The following is a 24,639-nucleotide window of genomic DNA, read 5'->3' as shown; positions in this document are numbered from 1 at the left end:
TAGAGAAAGTTAGATACCCTCTGCTGCTTGCACTTTTTCTACTTGTTTTTTCTTTAATACCAAAAGTATTTGTGTTAAGCCTACACCAATGAAGAATGCAATCAATCCAATAACTCTATAAGGGCTCTGAAGTACAACCTCAGCATCTAATTGCCCAAAGCCACCAACGTTGGGATCATTAGTAAGAGGGTCACCTATATTAATTTTGTCTTGCTCTTTTACAATAAGTTGAGGACCAAGAGGGACTGCTTCAGTAGTTATTTCACCATTATCGTTTTCTATATTGACTTGATAGCTACCATCTTCAATTGTTTCTATTGAATTTATAGTTCCTGCGGTGGAAGAAGTGAATACTACATTATTGCTCTTATCTCCAGTTGGATATACCTGACCTCTACCTCTATTGCCTCCAATATGTAATGAGTATTTCCCATAGTGATATTCTTTATTAGTGGATGGGTCTGGGGAAAGTACAGGGAAAACGATTTCTTTATTGGTATCGCCAGGTAAAGGTCCGACGATAATGATATTATCTTTCTCCTCACTGTAATTAGTGAAATAAACCCCTTCTGTCTCCTCTTTTATTTCATCGGTCCATCTTTCTTGTGGAGCAAGTTTAAAGCCATCAGGTAGCATTACAACAGCACCAACTTGTAATGGGACTTCCGAACCATCAGCCCCTATCTCTTTTAAATCATTTTTGTAGGGTATTTTGACTACAGCTTTGAAAACGCTGTCTGCTCCAACAGATTGTGGAACCTCTGCAATTGTAGGCATCTGAGCTAGATGACAATTTGCACAGACTATCTTCCCTGTGGCTTCTCTTGGGGATTCGTAGTTTTGCTGAGCCCAAAATGGATAAGCAAAACTGATCTTTGGGTAAAACACAATGCTTGAAATGCAAAGCAAAGTACAGATAAATAAACTTGTTTTTTTCATGATTTGATTTTTAAGACCTTTCATTTTTTTATGCCCACCATGGATTTTCATTAGTTCTAAAGTCAGTTTCTGACCATTGTTTGACGAGTACAGCATCATCTTCAATATCGACATGAGCTAAAGCTAAAGATAAAGGCGCAGGCCCTCTTACTACCTTCCCGTTAGTATCGTACTGACTGCCATGACAAGGACATATAAATTTATTAGCACCACTATCCCATGGGACAACACAACCTAAATGAGTACAAATTGCATTTAAACCAAATTCTCCTATTTCCCCACCCTCATTAACTATTAAATAAGTTGGATCTCCCTTTAAACCCTGAACTAGACTTCTGTCTCCTGCTTGATGGGTAGCTAACCAACCTGTCTTAGTTATTGGATTCCCTAATTCATCTTTAGCAGAAGTTCCACCACCACCACCGCCTGCTCTTAGAGGCATGAAATAATTCGCTACAGGGTAAAGGGCTCCTAAAGCTACACCAGTTGCAGTACCAAATGTAAGAAGATTCATAAATTGCCTTCGACCCATAGAAGGGACATCATTGGAACTTAATTGAGTCATTCGCTACTTGGTTCTGTTATTTATTAGTTATTATGGATCAAATTGTTCATTTTCTGTTGCAAATAGATAGGACTTTTAATAATTTAAAGTAAAAGTTTAGGAAGTCTTAATTAATTGATTTAAATGAACCCATTGCTAGTAGATGAAGTTATACATTATTTGATTCATCGCTGGGGGAAAAAATATGATTTTAGACTCTTTAGAAGAGGAAAATTCGTTTATTTTCAAATGATGTGGGGATTTCTTGGACAGGAATCGTTCCCTTTAAGTGAAGATGAATATAAAAAATCAATAGCTGATAAAATCGAGATTTTAAATAGATGTGGATATTCAGAAGAAGTAAGGGAATGGCTAAAGAAAGTCAATGCTAAGCCAAGGTTAGGTAGAGCTGTCAGCTTGCAATTAGATCTTAATGAGAAGATGAAAGAGTTTTTGACTTAAGATTTTCTGATAAGTAAGTTAATCCAGTACCCACAAAAAATAAAAACACAATCGATATAGATAGTAATGACATAGTCAATGGGTCAGTTGAAGGGGTAATCACTGCAGATAATATTGCAGAGGAAATTACAACTATCTTCCAATTTGAAATCATTTTTTCTGTTGTGATTATTCCAAGAGAACCAAGGATAAATTGTAATACTGGCAATTGAAAAGCTATTGCAGTGCTAGACATTAATAAGAGAACAAAATCAAAATATCTTTCTATAGACCAAGTTGGTTCAACAATATCAGCACCAAAACTAATGAAGAAATTTATTGCTGCAGGGACTAATATCCACCATGAAAAAATTAATCCTAAAAAAAATAGAAGACCTGAACCAAAAACTGCAGGCAAGATAAGGCTTTTTTCTTGTTTTGTTAAACCAGGAGAAATGAATAATATTATTTGATAAAAAATATAAGGCATAGAAACTATCAATCCGCTGTAACCTGCAACTTTAATAGCGACAAATAAAAACTCTCCTGGAGCAAGTTGTAGTAAATGAATATCACCAGCTGGAATTTCTAAAAAAGATATTAATGGCTTTATGATGAGAAAACTAAAGAATATTGAAATAAGTATTGAGTAAATTGAGTTTAGTATCCTTCGACGAAGCTCCTCTAAATGATCACTAAAACTCATTGAATCTGATAATTTTTTTTCACTTTGACCTGTACCTTTCATTATTATTTGATAAAAATTGTGTAAGAAAAAGGTTTAAAACTACTATTGTCAAAGTCCAATTTATTGTTCGATTAACTTAATTATTTGCTTAATTTAGGATTTGTTGGATCTGGTAATAAAAAAGGAGGGGCATCATTTAAAGATGATTCACCATATGTTTCATATTCTCTATAACCACCCATTTTCCCATTTGTTTTCATTAAAGCGCTTACGAAGGCAAGTAGTAAGAAAACAGTAGGAGCTCCAATTATTAATGCGGCACCAAATAGATATCCAACAATAAATTCTGGAAAACTATGATTTCCTAAAAATTCATGAGTGCCTAAAAGAAAATCAAACATTTAGTTTTAAAAATTTTTTTTATTATAAACTAAATTTCTGTTTTAAGATTTTTTTTAATGTAATCTTCTCCTCTTGTAGGATTTCCCCAAATAATTTCTCCATTCTTAAAAGAAACGCAACCCGGTCCTCCGTTTTTGATTTTTTGCAAATCTTTAATCTTTACCAAATTAATTGGAACTTTAATGTTTCTTTTTGCCTTACTAAATAAAGCAGCTAAATCTGCAGCTATTTGAAGATCTTGTTCAGATGCTACTTGAGATGAAGACTTCAAAACTACATGACTTCCTGGTGATTCCTGTGCATGAAACCATAAATCGCCTTTTTTTGAGAACTTAAAGCTTATTAAATCATTTTGCCTCATATTTCTCCCTACCTGAAGCTTTAATCCTGTGGGAGTGTCAACTTGAATTGGTGAAGACTCTATCTCATATGTACTTTTCTGATCTTCTCTTTGCTTTTTGATATTGATATTAAACTCGTTACAAATTTCTTCCATAATTTCTTCTAGCAGTTTGATTCTCATAGAAAGTTTTTCATGATTTAAAGAATTTAAATTTTCTAGAAGCGTAGTGAATTCGTCTAATCTCTCTATATTTGTTTTGTAAATACTTAATCTTTCTTTTATTAATTCTCTAGATCTCTTTAGTTTTTTTGATTTTTTATATAGTTTTTGTCCCTTTGTAATATCTTGTTTTTTAATTTCATGTGAGGCGAATATATTATCAGCTTTTTCTTTATATATCTCGTAGTTTTCTGATTTTGTCAGAAGATCATATTGAATATTTAAATTCTTTTTCTCAGTATTGGTCTGTTTAAAAATTATCCCTTCAATTTTCTTTTCCAATAATTCAAGCTTTTTTTGTTTCAGATGATAATCATAATAATTCTCTAAACTTGTGCATAAATCTATTTTATTTTCGCAATTAATTTCCTTATTAAAAAACCAAACGCAATAAAAATCTTTGTTGAATGTAGAAAAATAAAAGTTATTGTTTTTAAACCTATTTATCCAAATCTTCCAATTTTTAAATATCTCCTTTAAGTCTGAGTTGCTAATGAAATCAATATTTTTTTCCATTATTTCTGAATTAACAGTTGCGCTAAAAACCTCTAATTGTTTTGTGAGGATAGGGCTTACTCCTTGATAGGTATTTATTAAACAGTATTTCAATGACTCAGGCACTATTGAAATTGAGTCTTTCCATGATTGAAAAGACTCATCTTCTCTAGGTTGTTTTTTGAGATTGACTGGAGGGCCAGAATAAATTGATCCTGTTGAAATTGTTCTAAAACTAGATTGACTTGATTTAATTTGTTTACCAACGGCAATTATTTTTTGTTTATTATCCAGATAAAAAATATTACTATGTTTTCCCATTAATTCAAAAATTAAATACTTATTAATTTCATCTCCAGGTTTTTTCGCAAAACTAAATTTTATAACTCTCTCGAAATCATCTTGATCAATCGAAATTAAAGCCATATACTTTAATCCATATCTTATTTGTTTAGAAAGTGTGCTTTCTCTCCCAATCTTTTCTGGCTTATTTATCTTTAGTATTCTAGGAGAGTCTCCATTCCATGAAACTTCTAACCATGTTTGAGAATCAACTCCTCTGAAACATAATTGAATTGTATTGGGCTCTGGTTGTTGGGCAGTTTCAAACTTTGTAGGTAAGATATTCCTTGTCAAATAATGCAAGACAGATCTAATAGATGTAATGTCCATTATCTGTGGAACACCTTTTTGCATTATTCCTTCTTAATTCACAAGACGTTTATTTTACTGTAAAAAATTTAATATGAAAAATCAAAAAAAACTTATTATCCTTACTGGACCCAGCGGGGTAGGTAAAGGAACAGTTATTAAAGAAATATTAGGTAAAGAAAAAAATTTTTGGCTTTCAATATCTGCAACTACTCGAGAACCTAGAGATGGAGAGAAGGAAGGAGAAAATTACTACTTTTTAAATCAAGAAAAGTTTAAAGAAATGATTGAACGAAACCTGTTCCTTGAATGGGCTCAATTCGCTGGAAACTACTATGGAACGCCTTTGTCTTCTGTTAATGAGAAAATTGAAAAGGGATTTACCGTACTACTTGAAATTGAAGTAGAGGGTGCAAGGCAAATAAAAAATAAGTTTCCTAATTCACTGTCAATATTTTTACTTCCTCCGGATAAAGAAGAGTTAGAGAGAAGAATAAGAAATAGAGGTACAGAAAAAGAAGAGGCAATTAAAAAAAGACTCTTAAGGGCTAATTATGAGATTTCAGTATCAAATCAATTTGATTTTGCATTAACAAATAACAATGTTGATGAAACAGCAAAAAAAATAATCAAGTTAATAAAAACTTGATTATTTTCTCTTTTTCAACTCATTGGATGGAATAATAAATCTGGGAAAAACCTATTAAATTCAATAATTATTCCAGCTGTAAGGCTTAGCCAAATAGCTGCTACCACTGGAGCAGATCTGACAAATTTTGTGTTTAGAATTTTGAACATTTTTTTTATGAAAGTTTAAAGATTTTTAGCGAGGACCATTAAGTGTAATATTGTTATCTTTCTCTCTTAAATCACCATTTCTACCTTGTTTATTAGCAAGAAGAGGCCATTGCGCTCCTTTTACAAGACATTTTCTCGCTAAGTCTAGGTCAATAATGATCTCAAGATCTGCTGGATTCTTAGTCTTTTTTGATTCAATTAGATACTCTCTTCCTGACCAACCTATAATTCCAGCAATGTAAATGAACAATATTCCAGGAATAAGTAAATCTCCTTCATGACCTCTATTTAAAAGTGCTCCCCAAGGCTCAAGAGGAGGACCAATTATTAAATGTGGAAGACCATCATCTCCGCATGATGCTTTTCCGTATCTTTCAAATCTTGCGATGTCTTTTTGTGTAGTAGCAGAACTTGCTCTCTCAATGAATTTGGGATTTTCGGCGCATTTTGTGAGGGCTGAAGCAGTATATTCTGTGCTAGCTCTATCTGCGTTTAAGGCAGGCCCATTTGCAGCTAGAGCGACTGGAGTAATTCCGAGGAACAGAAAAACTGAGGTTATGATTGAAAAAAAGAATTTCATAAGTTGCAATCTTTAATTCCTTAGTAGTGTGTTAAGTAAGAAATTAATATTAAAATAGAACAAGTTGAATCAAAAATGCATAAAGTTTTAGCTATTGAAACAAGTTGTGATGAGACATCTGTCTCAATAGTTTCTAATATTGGCGATACTTTCAGAATACATTCAAATATTATAGCTTCTCAAATTGAAGATCATTCAAAATGGGGAGGAGTTGTGCCTGAACTCGCAGCTAGAAAGCATTTAGAATTATTACCTCTTGTTTTGGATGAGGCTTTAGAAGAATCAAAAATCAAAATTGAGGAAGTCGATTATATTGCATCAACTGTAGCTCCTGGATTAGTTGGTTGTTTAAGAGTTGGCTCTATAACTGCAAGATCACTTTGCATGTTACATTCAAAACCATTTTTGGGAATTCATCATTTAGAGGGGCATTTATCTTCAATTCTTTTTTCAGAAAACTATCCAAAGAAATCTTTTCTTACACTACTTGTTAGCGGCGGGCATACTGAATTGATAAAAGTTGATGATAGAAGGGGAATGCAAAGACTTGGGAAAAGTTTTGATGATGCTGCTGGAGAAGCCTTTGATAAAGTTGGCAGACTATTAGGTCTAAGTTATCCAGGAGGACCGGCAATTGAAAAGATTGCTAAAAAAGGGGACCCAATGAAATTTAATTTACCAAAATGTAGGATTTCTGATAAAAAAGGTGGATTTCTTAAATATGATTTCTCTTTTAGTGGTTTAAAAACTGCCGTACTAAGATTAATTGAGAGAATAAATTTGGATGGGAAGACCGTTCCAATTCCTGATATTGCTGCAAGTTTTGAGAGAGTAGTGGCAGAGGTCTTGGTAGAGAGAACAATAAAATGCGCAGAAGACTATAGCTTGGATAATGTTGTTTTGGTTGGGGGAGTGGCTGCTAACAATACATTAAGAAAAATGATGATTAGTGAAGCTAGTAAAAAATCTATTAAAGTTCATTTAGCTCCTCTTAATCTTTGTACAGATAATGCTGCAATGATTGGAGCGGCGGCGTTGTTCAGGATCAAATTTAAGGATCATTTAAGTTCCCTTAAATTAGGTGTCGCAGGAAGACTATCAATTGAACAAGCAAATACCCTTTATGAAGAAAATCCTCCTTTTTAACTTCAATGAACAAACAACCTAAAATCGAGATTAAAGAGACAAAAAACTTCGTTGATAAAAAGGAACTGAATTTGTGGAAAAGAGGTTTTACCCCTCAAGCTGAAATATGGAATGGAAGGATGGCAACTGTTGGTATAGGAATTATTTTTATAATTATTGCTTTAATAAGCCAGTTTTCTTAATAGAAATAAAATTCATTTTCTTAAAAGTAGTTTTGAACGATTTAATAAAAATTACTTTTGTTCAGCCAATAAATTAAATTAAAAAGTATTGTATTTATTGGACTAGAGATAAGATTATTGATTTAATCAAAATAGGTAATATTTTTATTATTTATAATTTTATATGACGCCTGAAAGGCTTGGATTACTGTGGGGGATAACTGTATTTGCAGGTGCTTGCGCTCGATTATTTTCTTCTTTTACAGGATTCCCAAGTGTTGTTATTTTATTGCTTTCTGGATTATTTATTGGAAGATCAGGATTAGGACTCGTTGAGCCTTTAGATCTTGGGCAAGGTCTTGAAACTATTGTGGGGCTTTTGGTCTGTTTGGTTCTTTTTGAAGGGGGATTAAATTTAAAATTGCCTGAGGGTAATATAAGAAATACTGTTTTGAAAATTTCATTAGTAAGACTTTTTATTTCATTATCAGCTGGAATTTTTATTGCTCATTTGCTGGCTGGCCTATCATGGCAAGTCGCAGGAATATATAGTGCCATAGTTCTAGCTACTGGACCAACAGTTGTCTCTCCATTAGTGGAACAAATAAAATTAGCTTCCCCACTCTCGGAAGTTTTAAAAGCTGAAGGGTTGTTGCTTGAACCAATTGGTGCAGTACTAGCATTACTGCTTTTAGAACTGACTTTAGGGGACCTTCGTGGGATTAATGACGTATTTATAGCATTAATGCAGAGATTAGGGGGAGGAGTCTTAATTGGATTAAGTGCAGGATGGCTACTATCAGAAATTTTAAAAAAAATAAAAAATGAAGCCTCATTTGGTATTGAGCTTCAAGTTACCCTTGGATTTATTTTCCTTGTGTATGGAATTTGCGAATATTTTTTACCAGAATCAGGCTTGCCGGCTTCAGTCGCGGCAGGTTTTATTGTAGGAAAAAGAGAAGTTATAGATAAAGATAGATTGGATAATCTAATAGGTGAATTAGCTCAATTAGCAATAACAGTTCTTTTCCCTCTTTTGGCCGCTGACGTTTCTTGGGGTGAATTAAGTCCGCTTGGCTGGGGAGGGGTTGTTTGCGTTTTTATGTTGATGGTAATTGTTCGACCAATCTCTATCTGGATAGCAACAATGGGAAGAGAATTGAACTTAAAAGAAAAAATATTTTTAGCCTGGTTAGCCCCTAGAGGTATTGTTACTGCAGCTGTTGCTTCTCTTTTTTCTATCAGATTAGAGCAGGCTGGTATCCTTGGGGCTGGCCGTCTCCAAGGTTTAGTTTTTCTTACTATATTAATGACAGTAGGAATACAAGGCCTTTCAGCTAAACCTTTGGCAAATAAGCTTGAATTAGGCCAAAAAAATAATTTAGATTGATTAAATACATCTTTCAATTCGAGTTCTATCACTTTTACTCTCAGCAAAAAGCTCCCAACTTTGAATTAGGTCTGGACCACTGAGAGATCCAAAAAAAGCTACTCTTAATGATTTCATTAATATCCCTTTTTTAATATTATGCATTTTTGAGATTTCGTTTATTATTTCTTTGGCTTTCTCTTTATTAAGTTTTATAGTGTGATGCTCAATTAAATAATTTAAGATTAGTTTTAGAGATAATTTGCTATCATCGCTTTTCAGAAAATCTTGACCTTCTTTTTGAATTGTAGGTATTAAGAAAAATGGTTTTGATTGATCAATTGAATCTTTCAAAAGAGTCATAGAGTCTCTAAGCAAAATTGCTAGTTTATAACCCCATTCTTGAGATGGCGGCACCCAACCATTATCATTCCAGTATTTCATCATGATCTCACTTAACTTTATTGTTTCCATATTTTTTATATGTTGAGAATTAATCCAGTTGAGTTTTTCCCAACTGAATTTGGCTCCGGCTTTATTAATTTCTGATAATTCAAAAATTTCAGATATCTCTTCAAGTGAAAGAATTTCTCTTTCGGCAGATTTTGGAGACCAACCTAAAAAGGCCATATAATTAGATAAGGCCTCAGGTAAATATCCCATTTCTCTAAATTCGTCGATTGAAGTAACGCAATCTCTTTTAGATAATTTTTTCCCTTCGCTATTTAGTATTAAGGGTGTATGCGAAAAAGTTGGCAAATTAAAATTTAATGCTTTATAAATCAATATTTGTTTTGCAGTGTTCGAAATATGGTCTTCACCCCTTACAACATGAGAAATATTCATAAAATTGTCATCAACTACAACTGCAAGATTATACAAAGGATCTCCAATCTCATATCCCTTTGCCCTTCTTGACAAAACTAAATCACCTCCCAAATCCTTCCCATGCCATTTGATTTCACCTCTTATTTGATCTACCCATTTTATTTCAATTTTTTCATCAATCTTAAACCTTATTACTGAAGTCTTCCCTTGAGAAATGAACGTTTCTATTTCTTTTTTTGAAAGACTTCTGTGCCTATTATCATGCTTTGGAGGTAATCCTTTCTTATTTTGTTCTTCTCTTAATTCAGATATTTCATCTTCTGTTGTAAAGCACCTATATGCTGCTCCACATTCCAATAGCTTTTTGATATGACTTTTGTGAATCAAAATTCGTTCACTTTGCTTTATAGGCTCTTCATCCCATTTAAGCCCAAGCCATTTCAAGCCCTCTAATATATTTTTTGTATATTCAGATTTAGATCGAAGGAAATCTGTATCTTCTATTCTGATAAGAAATTTCCCACCTATTTTTTTTGCATACAACCAGTTGAATAGTGCTGTCCGCGCTGTCCCAATATGAAATAAACCCGTTGGACTTGGGGCTAGTCTTAAACGTTTTTCCAAATTTCTTTTAGAAAAAACGGGACCGACGGGATTCGAACCCGCAACTTCCGCCGTGACAGGGCGGTGCTCTAACCAGTTGAACTACGGTCCCAGAGTTTTGTTCTAAATTTATTTAGAACTCCATTCTTAAAATTATCAGATCATAATACTTAATTTATTGGGTTGTAATAAAAAAAATTTATTAATTTGAGGATTTACATAAATAATTAGTTTTTTACCTGTTTCAGTATAAACAACTATTTATTTTTGAGGCCTAAAACCAGCAGGTTCTATCAACCTAACCTGATTGCCTCTAGCAGTAAATTCTCTGCCTTGGTCACTTTGTACGACAACTCTCCCACCAGACTTAACTCTGATAACTCTTGCACGAACCCATCCTAAAGCTGCTGATTCGAGGACTTTAACTACGTCCCCAGGTTGAAGATCTGACTCCATCTTATGAAAAAGTGATTTACATAATGTTGATCAAACGCGTCGTGGAGGACTTGAACCCCCGACATCAGGTTTTGGAGACCTGCGTTCTACCAACTGAACTAACGACGCATTTAAATGATTATAAGCGTCTTTGTGACCAATAAGTTGATTAATTTACAACTTTATCGATCAAAGCGTTGTTTTACGCGAGTAGCTTTTCCTACTCTATCTCTCAGATAGAATAACTTAGCTCTTCTTACTTTACCTCTACGTTCAACTTTTAGAGAGGCAACCTGTGGACTATGTAGCATAAATACTCTTTCAACACCTATACCCTGAAAAATTCTTCTAACTGTAATAGTCTGGTTAATACCTCCATGCCTTTTTGCTATGACAACGCCTTCATAAGGTTGGACTCTTTCTTTATTACCTTCTGTAATTTTTACTCCAACTTTAACAGTGTCCCCAACATATATTTCAGGTAATTCTTTTTTTAATTGTTCATTCTCAAATTCCCTAATAAGATTTGATGCGCTTAAGGTTTGCTTAGTCTCAGAAACCGTATTTTTTTCTTTTTGTTTAACTGCTACATCAACTGATGAGTCAGCTTTAATACTGGTTTCTAATTCGTTCTCTTGTTTCTCTTTGGCCATTTTGGTCTTTATTGTCCTACAAGTTTTATATCTTAACCTTTTGACTCGCCTTTAGTAACCTTTTTGGTAAATGAAATTGTTTTTGAAAACATTTGAAATCCTGTTACGAGCATCCATAAAACTCCAAGGGAATTCAATATTACGTATATAAGTTCTCCATTATCTCCAAGCCATTCGCCCTCATGGAGAGACATTAACCAATGGACTTCTTCTCTAGAGTAACCTAGTAAATCTTTTGAAACCCTATAAAGAAGACCAGTAATTGAAGATATAAATAATGGAAGAAAAACCCAAGGCGCCAAAGCCTTATGAAATTGCCTAGAATTAAATAAAGTTTTCATTTTCGTTCCTTTCCCATTGTTATTGATAGATTTAAGGTAGCCGAGACCATAAAGGCTATTTTGAAGATATTTACCTATTACTATTATTTATTCCAATGAGACATTTTGCAGATCTTTTGTTAAAAAAAAATAATTCCAAAGCTAATGATCAAGTTCCTTTTATTCAGAGGAGGAGAGGAATCGAAATAAAGTCTTCACGGGAAATAAATTTAATGAAAAAATCTAGCAGGATTGTAGCAACTGTTTTGAGGGAAATAAATGATTTAATTAAACCTGGAATGACTACAAAAGATTTAGATGATTTCGCAGAAAAGAGGATAAAAAGTTTTGGAGCTGTCCCAAGTTTCAAGGGCTACCATGGATTCCCTTCTAGTATTTGTTCTAGTATTAATAATGAGGTTGTCCACGGGATTCCAAGTAAAAATAAAATAATTAAAAATGGTGATTTGGTTAAAATTGATACAGGGGCATATTTAGATGGTTTCCATGGAGATAGTTGTATATCAATTTGTGTAGGAGAAGTTAGTCCAAAAGCTCAAAAACTTAGTGAAATAGCTTATAAAGCATTGTATGCGGGGCTTTCAAAAATTAAAGCTGGTAATACACTCTTAGATGTTGCTGGAGAAATCGAGGATATTGTTTTAAAAAATGGTTTTAGTGTTGTTGAGGATTATACAGGTCACGGAGTAGGAAGAAATCTCCATGAAGAACCATCGGTATTTAATTTTCGGACCAAAGAATTGCCCAATGTGGTACTTCGTGAAGGAATGACATTAGCTGTGGAACCAATTGTTAATGAAGGGACTAAATTTTGCAAAACTTTAAATGATAGATGGACCGTAATAACAAAAGATGGAAAATGGTCAGCCCAATGGGAGCATACAATAGTTGTTTTAAAAGATGGTATTGAAATATTGACAGATAGAGATTTCTAAAAACTATTATTTGTACTTATAGATAATTTGGCAATACAAAAAATTAAAAAACTCTTTTAATGGAAAAAGTAGGTATGTTAAGGGATTTGGACTAATTATTATTAAATATTTTTTTGAATTAGCTAAATTATAAATTTTTTTAGAAACGAATTTGGGGCTCATTATTCCGATAGGATTTAGTTCTGATTTGAAAGGCCCTAATATGATTTTTTTAATTATGAATTTTTTCTTTGTATTTTTATCCATAAGATTTTTTTTGAAAGAAACTAATTGACCAATGAGGGACTTGCTAATCTCATATGAGGGATTTAGGGCTGGTAATATTTCTGCTTCAGATGTGTTTATCCAAATTTCTTTTTTTATAAGTGAATCATTGCTTAGAGCAATATCTTCAAATAAATTTAAAAATTTGAATTTGCTTAATGCATTAATTTCTATTGAGTTTTCAAAATTGGAATTTTCTCTACTCAAATCATAGATACCATGGTTCAAAATTAAAATGTCTATCTTCTCTAATTGTTTTTTTAATGAAGACTCCCTTCCACATTCCCATTTAATCCATTCATTTGGAGATTCAAGATTTATTTCATAATTAGTTTTACTATGAGTAAATCCAATCACCTTATATCCTTTTTGGCGAAACAACTTTGTTAATTCTTTCCCTAGCGCACCTGAGGCTCCAGTAATACCTATAGTTTTTACGTTTTTGGTTGAATTTATCATTTGCTTGATTTTGATGAGATACCAAAGAACTAAGATAAATTTACCAAAAAAAGTTATTTATATTTTTTAAAAACTCATAAATAAATATTTGTTTAGTTCTTAAAAAAATATTATCTTAAACCTATTGATAAATTATTTTACTAATTATGAGCGATATATTATTAATTGGTTCATGTGAGCCATTTAGTGGTAAGTCTGCAATGGTTCTTGGGATAGCAAAAAAACTTTTACAGAAGAAAAAAAAAGTACGCATTGGAAAACCACTAGCAACATGTATTGAACTTACTAATCTTCCTTCAATGTCTTATGAAGGATTAATAGATGATGATGTTAAGTTTATTGGATCTACATTAAATATCGAAGAGGAGAATTTAATTTCCTCAGTAGGATTATTGGATAATATATCAGCTGAAAAAAGAATCTTTAATAAAGACTTACTCCCAGGAAAAGGTTTTGATCAGATTGAAGAGTTGCTTAATGATGATTTTGAAGGTCTGAATATTTTGGAGGCAGCTGGAAGTCTGCATGAAGGTATGATTTATGGCTTAAGTCTCCCACAATTAGCAAAGGATTTAGATGCGAAAGTTTTAATAGTGAATTTATGGGAAGATTGTAAAAGTGTGGATGCATTACTTGATGCGAAAAAACAATTAGGGGAGAAATTGGCAGGAGTTGTATTGAACGGGGTTTTGCCACAAGAAGTCGAAAAAGTAAAAAATGAAATAATACCTTCTCTTAAAGATCTGGATATTGAAGTATTTGGTGTAATGCCTAAATCACCACTTCTTAGAAGTGTCACAGTTGGAGAGCTTGTAAGAAGACTAGATGCCCAAGTAATTTGTTGCCCTGAAAAAGATCAATTGCTTGTTGAAACATTAAGTATTGGTGCAATGGGAGTGAATTCCGCTATGGAATTTTTCAGGAGAAGACGAAATATGGCTGTAGTTACTGGAGCTGATAGAACTGATATCCAACTCGCTGCTTTGGAGGCTTCTACTCAATGCTTAATTTTAACTGGTATAGGAGACCCCTTGTCGCAATTAATTCATAGAGCGGAGGAATTGGAGGTGCCAATTTTAAAAGTGGAATTAGATACTCTTTCCTCCGTAGAAATTATTGAACAAGCTTTTGGTCATGTCAGAATACATGAATCAATCAAAGCTTCTTATGCTATTCAATTAGTTCAAGAGAATGTAAATCTACAAAGAATTCTCGAAAAGATAGATTTTCCCTGCAATTTTTCAGATAAATGCTAATTTCAAATATAGGAACTATATTATTTTGAGTCGCTCTTTAGATCTACCGGCAACTGAAGGCGTTGATGCCTTAGCTCAAGAACTTGCAAAACTCCAAGATAATGGGAAAAGGAGAATTGCTTTTTTGGGCAGTAGGCATGTACCAGTTGTCGATATCCACTTAATTGAGTTGATAGCAAGGTCGTTAGCAGATGAAGGACATAATATCCTTACTTCTGGATCACAAGGTGTCAATGCGGCTGTTATTCGAGCTGTCTTAGATATTAATCCATCATTATTAACTGTTTTATTACCACAAAGTCTTGATAGACAACTACCCGAAATAAAGGTTCAACTCGAAAGGGTTATGCATTTGGTTGAAAAAAGTGAAAATGATGAATTGCCTTTGCCACTCGCAAGCAGTCTTTGTAATCAAGAAATTATTACTAGGTGCGATCAATTAATATGCTTTGCCTTTCACGATAGTGAAACTTTGTTAAATAGTTGTAGATGCGCGGAAGAAATGGGGAAAGTGGTTAGTTTGTTATTTTTTGATTAAATAAATCCATTTCCCCTTATTAAAAGATGATTTATGGTAATAATAATTAGCTATTAATAATTTACTATGGCAGAAAGTTTTTCATTTGATGTAGTTTCTGATTTTGATAGACAGGAATTGGTCAATGCTTTGGATCAAGTAAAAAGGGAAATTTCTCAGCGTTACGATCTTAAAGGAACAGACACTTCAGTTGATTTAGATAAAGAAAATATTTTTATAATCACCAACAGCGAATTAACCTTAAATGCTGTTAATGACATAATTAGACAAAAGGCAATAAAAAGAAACTTATCTTTAAAAATATTTGATTACGGTGAAATTGAAATGGTTAGTGGTAATAGAGTAAAACAGACAATTTTATTAAAACAAGGAATCAAACAAGAAATCGCAAAAAAAATCAGTAAAAATATTAGAGATCAAATAAAGAAAATTAATGTCAGCATCAATGGAGAAACACTCAGAGTTGCAAGTAAGAGCAAAAATGATCTTCAATTAGCAATTAAGCTTGTTAGTGAGTTGGAAGAGTCTTTAAACATTCCTCTAAAAGCTAATAACTTTAGATAAAATCTTCAGTAAGAGCATTTTTAAAGCATGACAGATTATTCAGAATCTCTCATTAAATCATTGATTAAGAAAGTACAAGAATATCCTCGCTTTTCAAAAGAAGAAATAGAGAAATATTGTTGGATGGCAGTACATGAGCATAAGCATGGTGTTCTACCCTCTGAATATGACATAAGAGAAATAGATGAAGACCTTTATTTAGAACTTTTGCAAGAATTTAAATAGAATATCTAGTAAATATTATTTATATTAAATCTTCAATTATTAAAAAAATATTTTAATTAAATGTCTTATCAATGCACTAATTAGTCTATTTAAATATGATTAATTAAAAGAAAAAATTTAATGTCAACGTCTTTTAAAAATGTAACACCAACAGGTCCAGGTGGAACAGCAACATTATTGATCGTACTGTCATTTACCGGCTTTCTTTTGCTCACCCAATCTCTCTTCGTTGTCCCTTCTGGACAAGTTGCAGTTGTAACAACATTAGGGAAAGTAAGTGGCCCCTCAAGGAGAGCTGGTTTAAACTTTAAACTTCCATTTGTTCAGTCTGTTTATCCATTTGATATAAAAACTCAGGTTCAACCCGAAAAATTTGAAACTTTAACTAAAGATCTTCAAGTGATTAGGGCTACAGCTACCGTTAAGTACTCAGTAAAACCTAACGAAGCAGGAAGGATCTTCGCAACAATTGCAAGTAGAAATAGCGATGTTTATCAAAAAATTGTTCAACCATCTTTGCTAAAAGCTCTAAAATCTGTGTTTTCTCAATATGAGCTAGAAACAATTGCCACTGAATTCGCAGTAATTTCTGAAAAAGTTGGAGATACAGTTGCTCAAGAACTAAATTCGTTCGATTATGTAGATGTTAAAAGTTTAGATCTTACTGGATTAGAGATTGCTGAAGAATATAGAGCTGCGATTGAACAAAAACAAATAGCAGGTCAGCAATTATTAAGAGCGAAGACAGAAGTTGAAATCGCTGAACAAGAAGCCCTTAGATATGAGACATTAAACAGAAGCCTTGACGATCAGGTGCTTTTCAAATTATTTCTAGACAAATGGGATGGCAGCACGCAAGTTGTACCTGGTTTACCAGGTTCAGAAGGGGGAAGTCCACCAGTAATAGTCGGTGGTAAGAGATAACTATTTAAAATATAACCCTTCTAAATAATTTTAATAATTTACATTTTTTTCATCGAGTTTAAAAATGTAAATTATTATTGTTTTATTGCGTTAAATGATTCGTCAAAAGCTTCGATAGTTTTGTCAATTTCCTCTTCGCTGTGAGCTAGAGATGTGAAACCAGCCTCGAATGGACTTGGCGCTAGGTAAATTCCTCGTCTAAGCATTTCTCTATGCAACTTACCAAAAAGTTTCGCATCATTTGTTTTGGCTTCATCAAAGTTTCTGACTGGCCCATCACATAAGAAAAATCCAAACATTGCGCTTACATTTCCACCGTTAATAGCGATACCGTTATTTTCTGCAGACTGAATTATCCCTTCAATTAATCTAGAGGTTGTTGAATCAAGTTTATCGTATGTACCATCTTGTTTAAGTAGTTCAAGAGTTTTTATTCCAGCAGTCATTGCAAGTGGATTACCGCTCAAAGTTCCTGCTTGGTAAACCGGTCCTGAAGGAGCTACCATTGACATTATTTCTTTCTTACCTCCATAAGCTCCAACAGGTAGGCCTCCACCAATTACTTTCCCAAGGGTTGTTAAATCAGGAGTAACTCCAAACTTTTCTTGAGCGCCTCCATAACTTATTCTGAATCCAGTCATTACTTCATCAAAAACTAATAAGGATCCATTCTCAGTGGTTAGTTCTCTTAATCCTTCCAAGAATCCAGGTTCTGGAGTAATAAAACCAGCATTACCTACAATAGGCTCAAGTATAACTCCCGAAATAGCATCAGGATTTTCTGAAAATAATTTTTTCACTGCTTCAAGGTCATTGTAGGGAGCAGTGAGTGTGTTGGCAGTTGTTGTCCGAGGAACTCCAGGAGAATCAGGTAAACCTAGAGTGGCAACACCTGATCCTGCTTTAACTAAAAACATATCTGCATGACCGTGATAGCAACCATCAAATTTAATAACTTTATCTCTTCCAGTAAATGCTCGCATTAGTCTCAAAACAGCCATGCATGCCTCTGTTCCACTATTAACAAATCTGACCATTTCTACAGATGGGACTGCATCTATGACCATTTCAGCAAGTTGGTTTTCTAGAACGCATGGAGCGCCAAAGCTCGTTCCTTTCTCGAGTGCTTCCTGTAATGCCGTTGTAACTTCAGGGTGTGCATGTCCACATATAGCCGGCCCCCAACTTCCTATATAGTCAATATATCTATTTCCATCAATATCCCAAGCAAAAGGGCCTTTGACCCTATCAAAAACTATTGGCTGGCCACCTACGGACTTAAAAGCTCTGACTGGAGAACTAACTCCTCCTGGCATTAGTTGTTGGGCTGCAGAGAAAATTTCTTCAGATTTTGTGTAATTTAATATGTCAGTCACAATTTAGCTAAATGATGTTTTGAGAAAAATCTTGTCATGTTCTAAATTAGAAATAAGTAAAAATTTTGTCAATCAGAATGAAATTCTACATTATGATATTTTTATTGCGATAGTTTGGATTGTAACTTATTAATTTTAAAGAAATCATGATAAAAAACAATCTTACTTTATACAACTCTTTATTAATAGGCGTTTTCAGGCATTGAAAAAATTCAATTTATTTTATTTATATTTCGAAGAGATCATCCTCATCCTCGAAAAAATCTACATTTATGCCGTTTAAGTTAAGATCTATCATTACTGGGGCATGATCACTTGGACGCGAATTACCCCTTGGTGAGCTGTCTATGACACAACTTTTAAGTTTTGATGACAGTTCTTTGCTGATATAAATATGGTCTATTCTCCAACCTTTATTTAATACAAATGCGTTATTACGGTAATCCCACCAACTCCAATGACCAGTATTTTTTTCAAAAATCCTGAAAGTATCTATTAATCTTTTTTTCAGAACATTATTTAATGCATTTCTCTCTATCTCAGAAGCCATTATTCCTCCTTCATATTTCTTTGGATCATGAATATCAAGGTTAAACGGAGCAACATTAAAATCACCCATAAGACAAATTATTTCTCCTTTTTTTTCTCGCTCATCTAAAAATGAAGCTAAACAATTTAACCAATTAATTTTGTATTCGAACTTACTAGACTCTAGAGAAGATCCATTTGGCACGTAAACATTTATGATTTTAATACCATTAATATCAGCAGAAATTAATCTTTTTTGATCTCGGAAAATTTCGATATTTTGATCAAAGTCATTACAACCGTAAAATCCTTTTTTGACATTTTCCGGCTTTATTTTAGAAATAATAGCTACACCATTGTATGATTTTTGCCCGTAGACCTCTACTGAGTATCCTAATTTTTCAAAAGGTGCAATAGGGAAACTATCATCCATTACTTTTGTTTCCTGCAAACATAGAATATCTGGATTGGCTTTATTAATCCAATCTATTATTTGTGAAAGTCTGGATCTTATAGAGTTAACATTCCAAGTTGCTATTAACAAATTTCTACCAAATTATGTAAAATTAAAATAGCAAAAATTTTTTGGTGTTTAAGAATTTTGAAATTAAATAAAATGAAAGATTATTTTTGCAAAAGCCTGCCTAGAACAATAACTTTTGTATTTTTTTTTACTTCATTAATTTTCTTAAAAGGGGCATATCTAAATGCTGAATATTTATTTGAGGAATTGGAAATTGATACCTCAACTAAAACAGAAGATGATAGTTCAGTTCTTCCAACTAATCCTTTTGAACTTGTGGAAATGATACGCAGACAAAATAGTATGAACGATGCGACCGATCCCTCTGATGCAATTGACGATGCCTTAAACTCATTTAATAGTCAGGAGGGGAATCAGGAAATTTAATACGATAAATTTTTATTTCCAAATTTTTAATATGTTAAAAAATCCTATCCCAAAAGTTACTAACCAATTACAGCATAGAGCAATCGGTATTATTAATGGTAAATTTACTCCCCTCAGTAGTGAGCAATTAAATAGAGGCTTTTTAATCGATAATAAAGACGAAAAAATTGAAACAGTAGTACTAGGTAAAGCCTTATCACTTTTAAAAAAGCATATTGATTTAAAGAAAAGTTACTATTGGATCGTTTATCCAAAGAATAAAAATACTCAAAACTTGCATTTACAGGTTGCAGGTATCTGGGATCCCTACCAACTTAATGATTTCCCTAATGATTCTTCAAAAACAAACTTCTCAAAATTACTAGAAGAATTAAATTTAAAAGACAATTATTTTTCTGTTAGAGGAGAATTAGTGTTTGTCAACACTAAAAAGAAGGAAATTGTTATTAAAATATGTTCTGCTGTAAAGTCAAAAAATTTAAAAAATAAAAATTTTAAATTAGTCATTAAAGGAGAGATTTCTCTTGAACTTCTGCATAGCTTTGTAAGTTTAGATATCAACAGAGATGGAAATTCTTTGAAACTTATAAATTACGAAGTGATTGAAAAAAATCTTTCTAAAAATAATTAGAATGAAAGGTTGATTTCCACTGCAATTTTACCAATCAAGAAATCTTTGATTTATGGATGATGTTTTAATTGAATGTTCTCCTGGTATCTCTGGAGATATGTTGTTAGGAGCTTTTTATGATTTAGGGGTGCCTAAAAAAGTTATTGAAAAGCCACTTATTGATCTTGGATTACAGGATTTATATCAACTAGACTTTAAGGAGTCAAAAAGTTTTTCAATTCGAGGCATCAAGGCAAAGGTTGAGAATACTGATTGTAGTCCTTGCAAAAGAACTTGGAGAAGTATTAAGGAAATTATTTTAAATGGTCACTTAGAAGATAAATTAAAAAAAATAATTTATGAAGTATTTGAATCTTTAGCAATTGCGGAAGGAAAAGTTCATGGCATTAAATCTGATGATGTTCATTTTCATGAAATTGGAGCCATAGATTCATTGGTGGATATCATTGGGGTGTGTGCTGCATTGAATTACTTAAATCCAAGGAGGGTTTATTGTAATGAACCAATGTTGGGGAAAGGTTTTGTCCAAACTGAACATGGAAAATTATCTGTACCACCTCCAGCTGTAATAGAGTTAATAAGACAAAAAAATATTAAGGTTTTATCAAACCGTGACTCAATAGAGGGTGAACTCTCAACACCAACTGGCATTGCTCTACTAGCTAATTTAGTCGACTATCTAGAACCTCCTTTAAAATTTTCTATTAACTCTTATGGAGTAGGCATTGGTAACCTCAAATTTCCATTCCCTAATTTGGTAAGAGTTTATAAAATTACTTCATATGAGGATTCTTCTATTAACGATAATGAACAAATTAGTCCAAAGTGTGAAGAGATATCTATTCAAGAAGCATGGATTGATGATCAAACACCCGAGGATATATCTAATTTTGTGGAGAAACTTAGAATTGAGGGGGCTTACGACGTTTCCTATCAAGCTATAAATATGAAAAAAAATAGGATTGGATTTTCAATTCAAGCAATCTTGCCCATTGATAAAAAAGAATTTTTTAGACGATTATGGTTTGATTATTCCAACACTATTGGGGTTCGTGAAAGGACCCAATCTCGGTGGATATTACTTAGACGTAGAGGAGAATGTTTAACAACTTTTGGAAATATAAAAGTTAAACAAACTTTGAAACCCGATGGATCAATAAATATGAAACCAGAAAATGATGAGGTTTTGAGATTAAAGTTAAAGCATAAAATATCAACTCATGAAATAAGAAAAATAATAAAAGAGTCAAGTAAGAAATTTAAAGCATTTGAAAACTGGAAATGAGATTTAATACAATCAATCAACCATATTTCAAATTCCTTAAAAAAATTAAATTTGGTAATTTCAAGAGTATTTTCTTTATTTCAAGCTTATTATATTTTTGCATATATTTTTTTTATAATATTGATCAAATTTCTTTTGATATCAATTTAGAAAGAAATGGAATAAATCTATCCTTATCATTTTTATTTTGTGTTTTAAGTATTTACCTAAACGCTTATGCATGGAAATATATTGTTAAGTGGTTTGGGAAAGAATTTAAAAGTAATAATCTAGTCTCTTTTTATGTTTTAACCAATATTCTTAAATATGTTCCAGGAGGGATTTGGCATTTTGTAGAAAGATTTAATTTTTTAAAAAAAATAATTAATCCGCAAATTGCTTTGTATTCGACTCTTATAGAACCTTATTTTATGTTAAGTGGATCTTTTCTATTGGCATCGCTGGGATTAATTTTTTCACCAATTTATTTTTTTTTAATTTTTCCTTTAGTATTTTTAAACAGGAAATTAATCTATCTTGTATTAAAAAGAATAGGGTCCATTAAAGGAAAAGTATTTGAGGTATTGAGATTTCCAAAATCAAAAGACCTATTTGAAGAGAGAATAAATATTATTTCTTTTTTCCCTACTAGAGCTTTAATACTTGAAATTGGGTTTGTTTTATCTAAATTTATAAGTTTTTATATTTGCTTAAAAACTTTTGATACAAGTAATACTCTCAATAGCATATTTTTATTAGTAATCTTTTCTTTGTCATGGTCTTTAGGATTGGTAATCCCAACAGCTCCTGGAGGCGTAGGTGTTTTTGAGACCTGCTTCCTTTTTTTTGTTGGCAAAAGTATTCCACAAAATATAATTCTCATTTGCTTAATTTATTTTAGGGTTATATCAACCTCGGCAGATTTGTTGTTAAGCTTACCTTTTTTAATAAGAAAACTATCTAAAAGAATTTAGTTTTTTTTCTCTAAACTTGGTATCAATGTCATTGATGCGATAAGGCCCAATATCATAATAAGAATTGCTGGTAATATTGCCTCTACCATTCTTTCATCTCCAGCATATTGATATATTCTCACAGATAATGTATCAAAATCGAATGGTCTTAAAATAAAGGTTATGGGTAATTCCTTTATCGTGTCCACAAAAACTAAAAGTGAGCCTACGAATATTGGTCCTTGGAGAAGAGGTAGATGAACTCTTTTGATGATACCCAGCCAATCCTCTCCTAGTCCAAGTGCAGCTTCATCAAGACTAGGAGAGATTCTTTCAAGACTTGAATCAATAGAACCCTTAGAAATAGTTAGAAATCTGACAAGATAACCCCAAATTAGTAAGCAAATAGCGATAAAATTAAAACTTGAAGAAGAAATGCTTATTAAAGATAAAGCTAATACAGTGCCTGGGATTGCGTAACCTATTCCCGCAAGGTTTGTTATTATTCCTAGTAATAAGCTTTTATTTGGGCGTCTTGCTAAGGAAATTACTAGAGAGAATAGCATAGTTATTAATGCAGTAAAAAATCCTAGGCTTATTGTTCTCAATGATAGGTTAAGTAATTCTATAGATAACCCTTTTTGAATTTGATCGATATTAAGCAGAACCCAAAAACATGGAATTCCAAAAGAGAAAATTGGAGGAAATAAAGATATGGTTATTGCTAAAAGAGCTCTAGTTTTTTTTAATTCCCAACCTTGAGAATCTTTTGATGCAGGATTTTCACTCCACCTCTTTGATTTTCTTCTCGAGAATTTTTCAAAAATAATTAAAGTAAAAATTATTAATAATGCTACCAAAGATAGTCCAATAGCACTTTTTGGATTACCCTCAATTATCCAATTTTCGGCTATACCTGTAGAAATACTTGGAATATTTAATAATGCAAATGTACCTAACTCATTCATTACTTCCATACACATTAAACTGATTCCTGTTATTAGTGCTGGTAACGCCATTGGAAGAGCGATTTTAAAGAAGCTCCTCCATGGTCCAACTCCTAATCCTCTACTAGCATTGATTTGATTAACTCCAAATTTATTAAAACTTTCGTTAGCAAGAATGAATACATATGGATAAGTAGAAATTGAAAGTATTAATACCCCCCACCATAAACCTGTTACTTGATACCCAAAAATACTTGCTAAATCCTGCAAAACAGCTGTCATTAGATATGCTGGGGCAGCAAGTGGAACTAGCTGACAAATTCGGAGAACTTTTCTGAACTTAAAATCACAATTTGAAAGTAACCATCCATTCAAAGTGCCTAATCCTCCTCCAAAAAAACTTGTTAGTACTAAAACTTTTAAAGTCTCTAATACCTCTTCTCCTCCAGCAATACCTAATGAAAAATTCCCACTAATAACATATTGAACTCCTTCAAGAAGAAAATTGGAAATTGGAATGATAACTAGGAATGCAACAATAAACGAAGTAAAATAAAAAAGTTTTAATTCGGTTACTGCTTTTTTAAATCCTTTAATAAGTATTTTCAAAAATTAATTAAACCCTAATATGCATAATCTAATCTTTACTAAATCTACATGATGAAAGTTGATTCTTTATAGTTTGATGATCTAAATTTTTCCCAATTAACACTATCTTGTTTGATTTTTCTTTGGTCCATTCTTCATCATCTAGAGAAAATCTTTTTCCAGATAGGTGAAAAATGTGTTTTCTTTCACTTTCCATAAACCATAATATTCCTTTGGCCCTAAATACATTTTGTGAGATTTGATTATCTAAGAAATATTGAAACTTCCTTAAGGAAAATGGTTCAAAAGTCTCATAAGAAACTGATGTAAAACCCTCTATATTATTGATCAAATCGTGTGAATGTGAAGAATGATCGTGTGAATGTGAAGAATGATCGTGTGAATGTGAAGAATGATCGTGTGCATGTGAAGAATGATCGTGTGAATTGTCTTCTACATCTTCTTTATCCTTATCGTATTTAAAAGTATCTGTTTCAAATAGACCTACACTCATTATTGTTTGTAATCCAACTTCACTATTGGTTGATCTCAATATCCTTGGTTCTTTTTTTATTTTATTAATGAATTTTTCGACTTTCTTTAATTGTTCTTCGTTGACTAAATCACATTTGTTTAGTAAA

General features: G+C 32.5%; 31 protein-coding genes and 2 tRNA genes. 15 read left to right on the top strand and 18 right to left on the bottom strand.

Going from position 1 to position 24,639, the window contains the following annotated elements:
* Window positions 1-9 precede the first annotated feature (9 nt).
* Together petA and petC are read right to left on the bottom strand one after the other, a co-directional pair.
* Window positions 10-942 carry a cytochrome f gene (petA, locus tag EU98_RS05630; protein WP_413353150.1) on the bottom strand — a complete coding sequence of 311 codons (933 nt, stop codon included), beginning with the start codon at window positions 940-942 and terminating at the stop codon, window positions 10-12.
* Between the two features lie 25 nt (window positions 943-967).
* Window positions 968-1,504 carry a cytochrome b6-f complex iron-sulfur subunit gene (petC, locus tag EU98_RS05635; RefSeq protein WP_011817974.1) on the bottom strand — a complete coding sequence of 179 codons (537 nt, stop codon included), beginning with the start codon at window positions 1,502-1,504 and terminating at the stop codon, window positions 968-970.
* Window positions 1,505-1,627: 123 nt separating this feature from the next.
* Here petC and EU98_RS0108885 point away from each other — a divergent pair, with 123 nt between their 5' ends.
* Window positions 1,628-1,945, top strand: a complete 318-nt coding sequence (locus EU98_RS0108885) for a DUF3067 family protein (protein ID WP_025890486.1) — start codon at window positions 1,628-1,630, stop codon at window positions 1,943-1,945.
* On the opposite strand, the gene tatC is transcribed toward EU98_RS0108885, so the two are convergent.
* The 3 genes from tatC to EU98_RS05650 form a co-directional block, all read right to left on the bottom strand.
* Window positions 1,914-2,672 carry a twin-arginine translocase subunit TatC gene (gene tatC, locus EU98_RS05640; RefSeq protein ID WP_032515517.1) on the bottom strand — a complete coding sequence of 253 codons (759 nt, stop codon included), beginning with the start codon at window positions 2,670-2,672 and terminating at the stop codon, window positions 1,914-1,916. The genes EU98_RS0108885 and tatC overlap by 32 nt on opposite strands.
* 80 nt (window positions 2,673-2,752) lie before the next feature.
* A complete protein-coding gene (locus EU98_RS05645) occupies window positions 2,753-3,013 on the bottom strand; it encodes a hypothetical protein (protein ID WP_011376025.1) in 261 nt (86 codons plus the stop codon).
* Between the two features lie 29 nt (window positions 3,014-3,042).
* Window positions 3,043-4,743, bottom strand: a complete 1,701-nt coding sequence (locus EU98_RS05650) for an Rqc2 family fibronectin-binding protein (RefSeq protein ID WP_032515721.1) — start codon at window positions 4,741-4,743, stop codon at window positions 3,043-3,045.
* 73 nt (window positions 4,744-4,816) lie between these two features.
* Between EU98_RS05650 and gmk the strand changes: the two genes are divergently transcribed.
* Window positions 4,817-5,371 carry a guanylate kinase gene (gene gmk / locus EU98_RS05655; RefSeq protein ID WP_032515516.1) on the top strand — a complete coding sequence of 185 codons (555 nt, stop codon included), beginning with the start codon at window positions 4,817-4,819 and terminating at the stop codon, window positions 5,369-5,371.
* A 14-nt stretch (window positions 5,372-5,385) separates the two neighbouring features.
* Here gmk and psaJ read toward each other — a convergent pair whose 3' ends face one another.
* Together psaJ and EU98_RS05665 are read right to left on the bottom strand one after the other, a co-directional pair.
* Window positions 5,386-5,520 carry a photosystem I reaction center subunit IX gene (psaJ, locus tag EU98_RS05660; protein ID WP_011862490.1) on the bottom strand — a complete coding sequence of 45 codons (135 nt, stop codon included), beginning with the start codon at window positions 5,518-5,520 and terminating at the stop codon, window positions 5,386-5,388.
* Between the two features lie 25 nt (window positions 5,521-5,545).
* Window positions 5,546-6,100: a photosystem I reaction center subunit III gene (locus EU98_RS05665; RefSeq protein WP_032515515.1), complete on the bottom strand. Its 555-nt coding sequence runs from the start codon at window positions 6,098-6,100 to the stop codon at window positions 5,546-5,548.
* A 75-nt stretch (window positions 6,101-6,175) separates the two neighbouring features.
* On the opposite strand from EU98_RS05665, the gene tsaD reads away from it, so the two are divergent.
* From tsaD to EU98_RS05680, 3 genes are all read left to right on the top strand, one after another.
* Window positions 6,176-7,246: a tRNA (adenosine(37)-N6)-threonylcarbamoyltransferase complex transferase subunit TsaD gene (tsaD, locus tag EU98_RS05670; protein ID WP_032515514.1), complete on the top strand. Its 1,071-nt coding sequence runs from the start codon at window positions 6,176-6,178 to the stop codon at window positions 7,244-7,246.
* Window positions 7,247-7,251: 5 nt separating this feature from the next.
* Entirely contained in the window at window positions 7,252-7,428 is a 177-nt protein-coding gene (locus EU98_RS05675) for a high light inducible protein (RefSeq protein ID WP_025933243.1), read from the top strand.
* 163 nt (window positions 7,429-7,591) lie between these two features.
* A complete protein-coding gene (locus EU98_RS05680) occupies window positions 7,592-8,797 on the top strand; it encodes a cation:proton antiporter (RefSeq protein WP_032515513.1) in 1,206 nt (401 codons plus the stop codon).
* Here the strand turns inward: EU98_RS05680 and gltX are convergent, their stop codons facing one another.
* From gltX to EU98_RS05710, 6 genes are all read right to left on the bottom strand, one after another.
* Window positions 8,798-10,228 (bottom strand): glutamate--tRNA ligase, encoded by a 1,431-nt coding sequence (gene gltX, locus EU98_RS05685; RefSeq protein ID WP_032515720.1) that lies wholly within the window; start codon window positions 10,226-10,228, stop codon window positions 8,798-8,800.
* 17 nt (window positions 10,229-10,245) lie between these two features.
* A tRNA-Asp gene (locus tag EU98_RS05690) sits at window positions 10,246-10,319 on the bottom strand.
* Between the two features lie 149 nt (window positions 10,320-10,468).
* Entirely contained in the window at window positions 10,469-10,663 is a 195-nt protein-coding gene (locus EU98_RS05695) for a hypothetical protein (protein WP_032515512.1), read from the bottom strand.
* A 35-nt stretch (window positions 10,664-10,698) separates the two neighbouring features.
* Window positions 10,699-10,771: transfer RNA gene (locus tag EU98_RS05700), tRNA-Trp, on the bottom strand.
* A 53-nt stretch (window positions 10,772-10,824) separates the two neighbouring features.
* Window positions 10,825-11,295 carry a 50S ribosomal protein L19 gene (gene rplS, locus EU98_RS05705; RefSeq protein WP_032515511.1) on the bottom strand — a complete coding sequence of 157 codons (471 nt, stop codon included), beginning with the start codon at window positions 11,293-11,295 and terminating at the stop codon, window positions 10,825-10,827.
* 32 nt (window positions 11,296-11,327) lie between these two features.
* Window positions 11,328-11,636 (bottom strand): PepSY domain-containing protein, encoded by a 309-nt coding sequence (locus EU98_RS05710; RefSeq protein WP_032515510.1) that lies wholly within the window; start codon window positions 11,634-11,636, stop codon window positions 11,328-11,330.
* 95 nt (window positions 11,637-11,731) lie between these two features.
* Between EU98_RS05710 and map the strand changes: the two genes are divergently transcribed.
* Window positions 11,732-12,571, top strand: coding sequence for a type I methionyl aminopeptidase (gene map, locus EU98_RS05715; RefSeq protein WP_032515509.1), 840 nt, complete (start codon window positions 11,732-11,734; stop codon window positions 12,569-12,571).
* Between the two features lie 6 nt (window positions 12,572-12,577).
* On the opposite strand, the gene EU98_RS05720 is transcribed toward map, so the two are convergent.
* The gene (locus tag EU98_RS05720) at window positions 12,578-13,294 is read right to left on the bottom strand and encodes an SDR family oxidoreductase (protein ID WP_032515508.1); all 717 of its coding nucleotides are present in this window, start codon (window positions 13,292-13,294) and stop codon (window positions 12,578-12,580) included.
* A gap of 146 nt (window positions 13,295-13,440) precedes the next feature.
* Here EU98_RS05720 and EU98_RS05725 point away from each other — a divergent pair, with 146 nt between their 5' ends.
* The 5 genes from EU98_RS05725 (at window position 13,441) to EU98_RS05745 (ending at window position 16,801) form a co-directional block, all read left to right on the top strand.
* Window positions 13,441-14,550 carry a phosphotransacetylase family protein gene (locus tag EU98_RS05725; protein WP_032515507.1) on the top strand — a complete coding sequence of 370 codons (1,110 nt, stop codon included), beginning with the start codon at window positions 13,441-13,443 and terminating at the stop codon, window positions 14,548-14,550.
* Between the two features lie 25 nt (window positions 14,551-14,575).
* Entirely contained in the window at window positions 14,576-15,088 is a 513-nt protein-coding gene (locus EU98_RS05730; protein WP_032515506.1) for a DNA recombination-mediator protein A, read from the top strand.
* 66 nt (window positions 15,089-15,154) lie between these two features.
* The gene (locus EU98_RS05735) at window positions 15,155-15,652 is read left to right on the top strand and encodes a YajQ family cyclic di-GMP-binding protein (protein WP_032515505.1); all 498 of its coding nucleotides are present in this window, start codon (window positions 15,155-15,157) and stop codon (window positions 15,650-15,652) included.
* Between the two features lie 27 nt (window positions 15,653-15,679).
* Window positions 15,680-15,877 (top strand): hypothetical protein, encoded by a 198-nt coding sequence (locus tag EU98_RS05740; RefSeq protein WP_032515504.1) that lies wholly within the window; start codon window positions 15,680-15,682, stop codon window positions 15,875-15,877.
* A gap of 120 nt (window positions 15,878-15,997) precedes the next feature.
* The gene (locus EU98_RS05745; protein WP_025952478.1) at window positions 15,998-16,801 is read left to right on the top strand and encodes a prohibitin family protein; all 804 of its coding nucleotides are present in this window, start codon (window positions 15,998-16,000) and stop codon (window positions 16,799-16,801) included.
* 74 nt (window positions 16,802-16,875) lie between these two features.
* Here EU98_RS05745 and hemL read toward each other — a convergent pair whose 3' ends face one another.
* The gene (hemL, locus tag EU98_RS05750; RefSeq protein WP_032515503.1) at window positions 16,876-18,177 is read right to left on the bottom strand and encodes a glutamate-1-semialdehyde 2,1-aminomutase; all 1,302 of its coding nucleotides are present in this window, start codon (window positions 18,175-18,177) and stop codon (window positions 16,876-16,878) included.
* A 226-nt stretch (window positions 18,178-18,403) separates the two neighbouring features.
* On the bottom strand, window positions 18,404-19,249 hold the full coding sequence (gene xth / locus EU98_RS05755) for an exodeoxyribonuclease III (protein WP_032515502.1): 846 nt from the start codon (window positions 19,247-19,249) through the stop codon (window positions 18,404-18,406).
* 72 nt (window positions 19,250-19,321) lie between these two features.
* On the opposite strand from xth, the gene EU98_RS05760 reads away from it, so the two are divergent.
* Genes EU98_RS05760 through EU98_RS05775 form a run of 4 tightly spaced genes read left to right on the top strand, consistent with a single transcriptional unit; the run spans window position 19,322 to window position 22,484 of the window.
* Window positions 19,322-19,615, top strand: coding sequence for a hypothetical protein (locus EU98_RS05760; protein ID WP_032515719.1), 294 nt, complete (start codon window positions 19,322-19,324; stop codon window positions 19,613-19,615).
* 31 nt (window positions 19,616-19,646) lie between these two features.
* Entirely contained in the window at window positions 19,647-20,246 is a 600-nt protein-coding gene (locus EU98_RS05765; RefSeq protein ID WP_032515501.1) for a hypothetical protein, read from the top strand.
* 52 nt (window positions 20,247-20,298) lie between these two features.
* Window positions 20,299-21,531: a nickel pincer cofactor biosynthesis protein LarC gene (gene larC, locus EU98_RS05770; protein WP_032515500.1), complete on the top strand. Its 1,233-nt coding sequence runs from the start codon at window positions 20,299-20,301 to the stop codon at window positions 21,529-21,531.
* Window positions 21,528-22,484 (top strand): lysylphosphatidylglycerol synthase domain-containing protein, encoded by a 957-nt coding sequence (locus EU98_RS05775; protein ID WP_032515499.1) that lies wholly within the window; start codon window positions 21,528-21,530, stop codon window positions 22,482-22,484. Before larC ends, EU98_RS05775 begins: the two co-directional genes overlap by 4 nt.
* On the opposite strand, the gene EU98_RS05780 is transcribed toward EU98_RS05775, so the two are convergent.
* Both EU98_RS05780 and EU98_RS0108880 read right to left on the bottom strand, forming a co-directional pair.
* Window positions 22,481-24,019, bottom strand: a complete 1,539-nt coding sequence (locus tag EU98_RS05780; RefSeq protein ID WP_032515498.1) for an ABC transporter permease — start codon at window positions 24,017-24,019, stop codon at window positions 22,481-22,483. The genes EU98_RS05775 and EU98_RS05780 overlap by 4 nt on opposite strands.
* A gap of 28 nt (window positions 24,020-24,047) precedes the next feature.
* A partial coding sequence (locus EU98_RS0108880) for a GTP-binding protein (protein WP_032515497.1) occupies window positions 24,048-24,639 on the bottom strand: 592 nt, incomplete at its 5' end.

The organism is Prochlorococcus marinus str. MIT 9314 (assembly GCF_000760035.1).
Taxonomy (GTDB): Bacteria; Cyanobacteriota; Cyanobacteriia; order PCC-6307; family Cyanobiaceae; genus Prochlorococcus_A; species Prochlorococcus_A marinus_B.
The sequence above is the reverse complement of the archived record's forward strand: the minus strand, read 5'-3'. Positions and strand labels throughout refer to the sequence as shown.

Coding starts and splice junctions, on each gene's coding strand:
- petC (WP_011817974.1), bottom strand. CDS start 1,504: ATGACTCAATTAAGTTCCAATGATGTCCCTTCTATGGGTCGAAGGCAA.
- EU98_RS0108885 (WP_025890486.1), top strand. CDS start 1,628: ATGAACCCATTGCTAGTAGATGAAGTTATACATTATTTGATTCATCGC.
- tatC (WP_032515517.1), bottom strand. CDS start 2,672: ATGAAAGGTACAGGTCAAAGTGAAAAAAAATTATCAGATTCAATGAGT.
- EU98_RS05645 (WP_011376025.1), bottom strand. CDS start 3,013: ATGTTTGATTTTCTTTTAGGCACTCATGAATTTTTAGGAAATCATAGT.
- EU98_RS05650 (WP_032515721.1), bottom strand. CDS start 4,743: ATGGACATTACATCTATTAGATCTGTCTTGCATTATTTGACAAGGAAT.
- gmk (WP_032515516.1), top strand. CDS start 4,817: ATGAAAAATCAAAAAAAACTTATTATCCTTACTGGACCCAGCGGGGTA.
- psaJ (WP_011862490.1), bottom strand. CDS start 5,520: ATGTTCAAAATTCTAAACACAAAATTTGTCAGATCTGCTCCAGTGGTA.
- EU98_RS05665 (WP_032515515.1), bottom strand. CDS start 6,100: ATGAAATTCTTTTTTTCAATCATAACCTCAGTTTTTCTGTTCCTCGGA.
- tsaD (WP_032515514.1), top strand. CDS start 6,176: ATGCATAAAGTTTTAGCTATTGAAACAAGTTGTGATGAGACATCTGTC.
- EU98_RS05675 (WP_025933243.1), top strand. CDS start 7,252: ATGAACAAACAACCTAAAATCGAGATTAAAGAGACAAAAAACTTCGTT.
- EU98_RS05680 (WP_032515513.1), top strand. CDS start 7,592: ATGACGCCTGAAAGGCTTGGATTACTGTGGGGGATAACTGTATTTGCA.
- EU98_RS05695 (WP_032515512.1), bottom strand. CDS start 10,663: ATGGAGTCAGATCTTCAACCTGGGGACGTAGTTAAAGTCCTCGAATCA.
- rplS (WP_032515511.1), bottom strand. CDS start 11,295: ATGGCCAAAGAGAAACAAGAGAACGAATTAGAAACCAGTATTAAAGCT.
- EU98_RS05710 (WP_032515510.1), bottom strand. CDS start 11,636: ATGAAAACTTTATTTAATTCTAGGCAATTTCATAAGGCTTTGGCGCCT.
- map (WP_032515509.1), top strand. CDS start 11,732: ATGAGACATTTTGCAGATCTTTTGTTAAAAAAAAATAATTCCAAAGCT.
- EU98_RS05720 (WP_032515508.1), bottom strand. CDS start 13,294: ATGATAAATTCAACCAAAAACGTAAAAACTATAGGTATTACTGGAGCC.
- EU98_RS05725 (WP_032515507.1), top strand. CDS start 13,441: ATGAGCGATATATTATTAATTGGTTCATGTGAGCCATTTAGTGGTAAG.
- EU98_RS05735 (WP_032515505.1), top strand. CDS start 15,155: ATGGCAGAAAGTTTTTCATTTGATGTAGTTTCTGATTTTGATAGACAG.
- EU98_RS05740 (WP_032515504.1), top strand. CDS start 15,680: ATGACAGATTATTCAGAATCTCTCATTAAATCATTGATTAAGAAAGTA.
- EU98_RS05745 (WP_025952478.1), top strand. CDS start 15,998: ATGTCAACGTCTTTTAAAAATGTAACACCAACAGGTCCAGGTGGAACA.
- EU98_RS05760 (WP_032515719.1), top strand. CDS start 19,322: ATGAAAGATTATTTTTGCAAAAGCCTGCCTAGAACAATAACTTTTGTA.
- EU98_RS05765 (WP_032515501.1), top strand. CDS start 19,647: ATGTTAAAAAATCCTATCCCAAAAGTTACTAACCAATTACAGCATAGA.
- larC (WP_032515500.1), top strand. CDS start 20,299: ATGGATGATGTTTTAATTGAATGTTCTCCTGGTATCTCTGGAGATATG.
- EU98_RS05775 (WP_032515499.1), top strand. CDS start 21,528: ATGAGATTTAATACAATCAATCAACCATATTTCAAATTCCTTAAAAAA.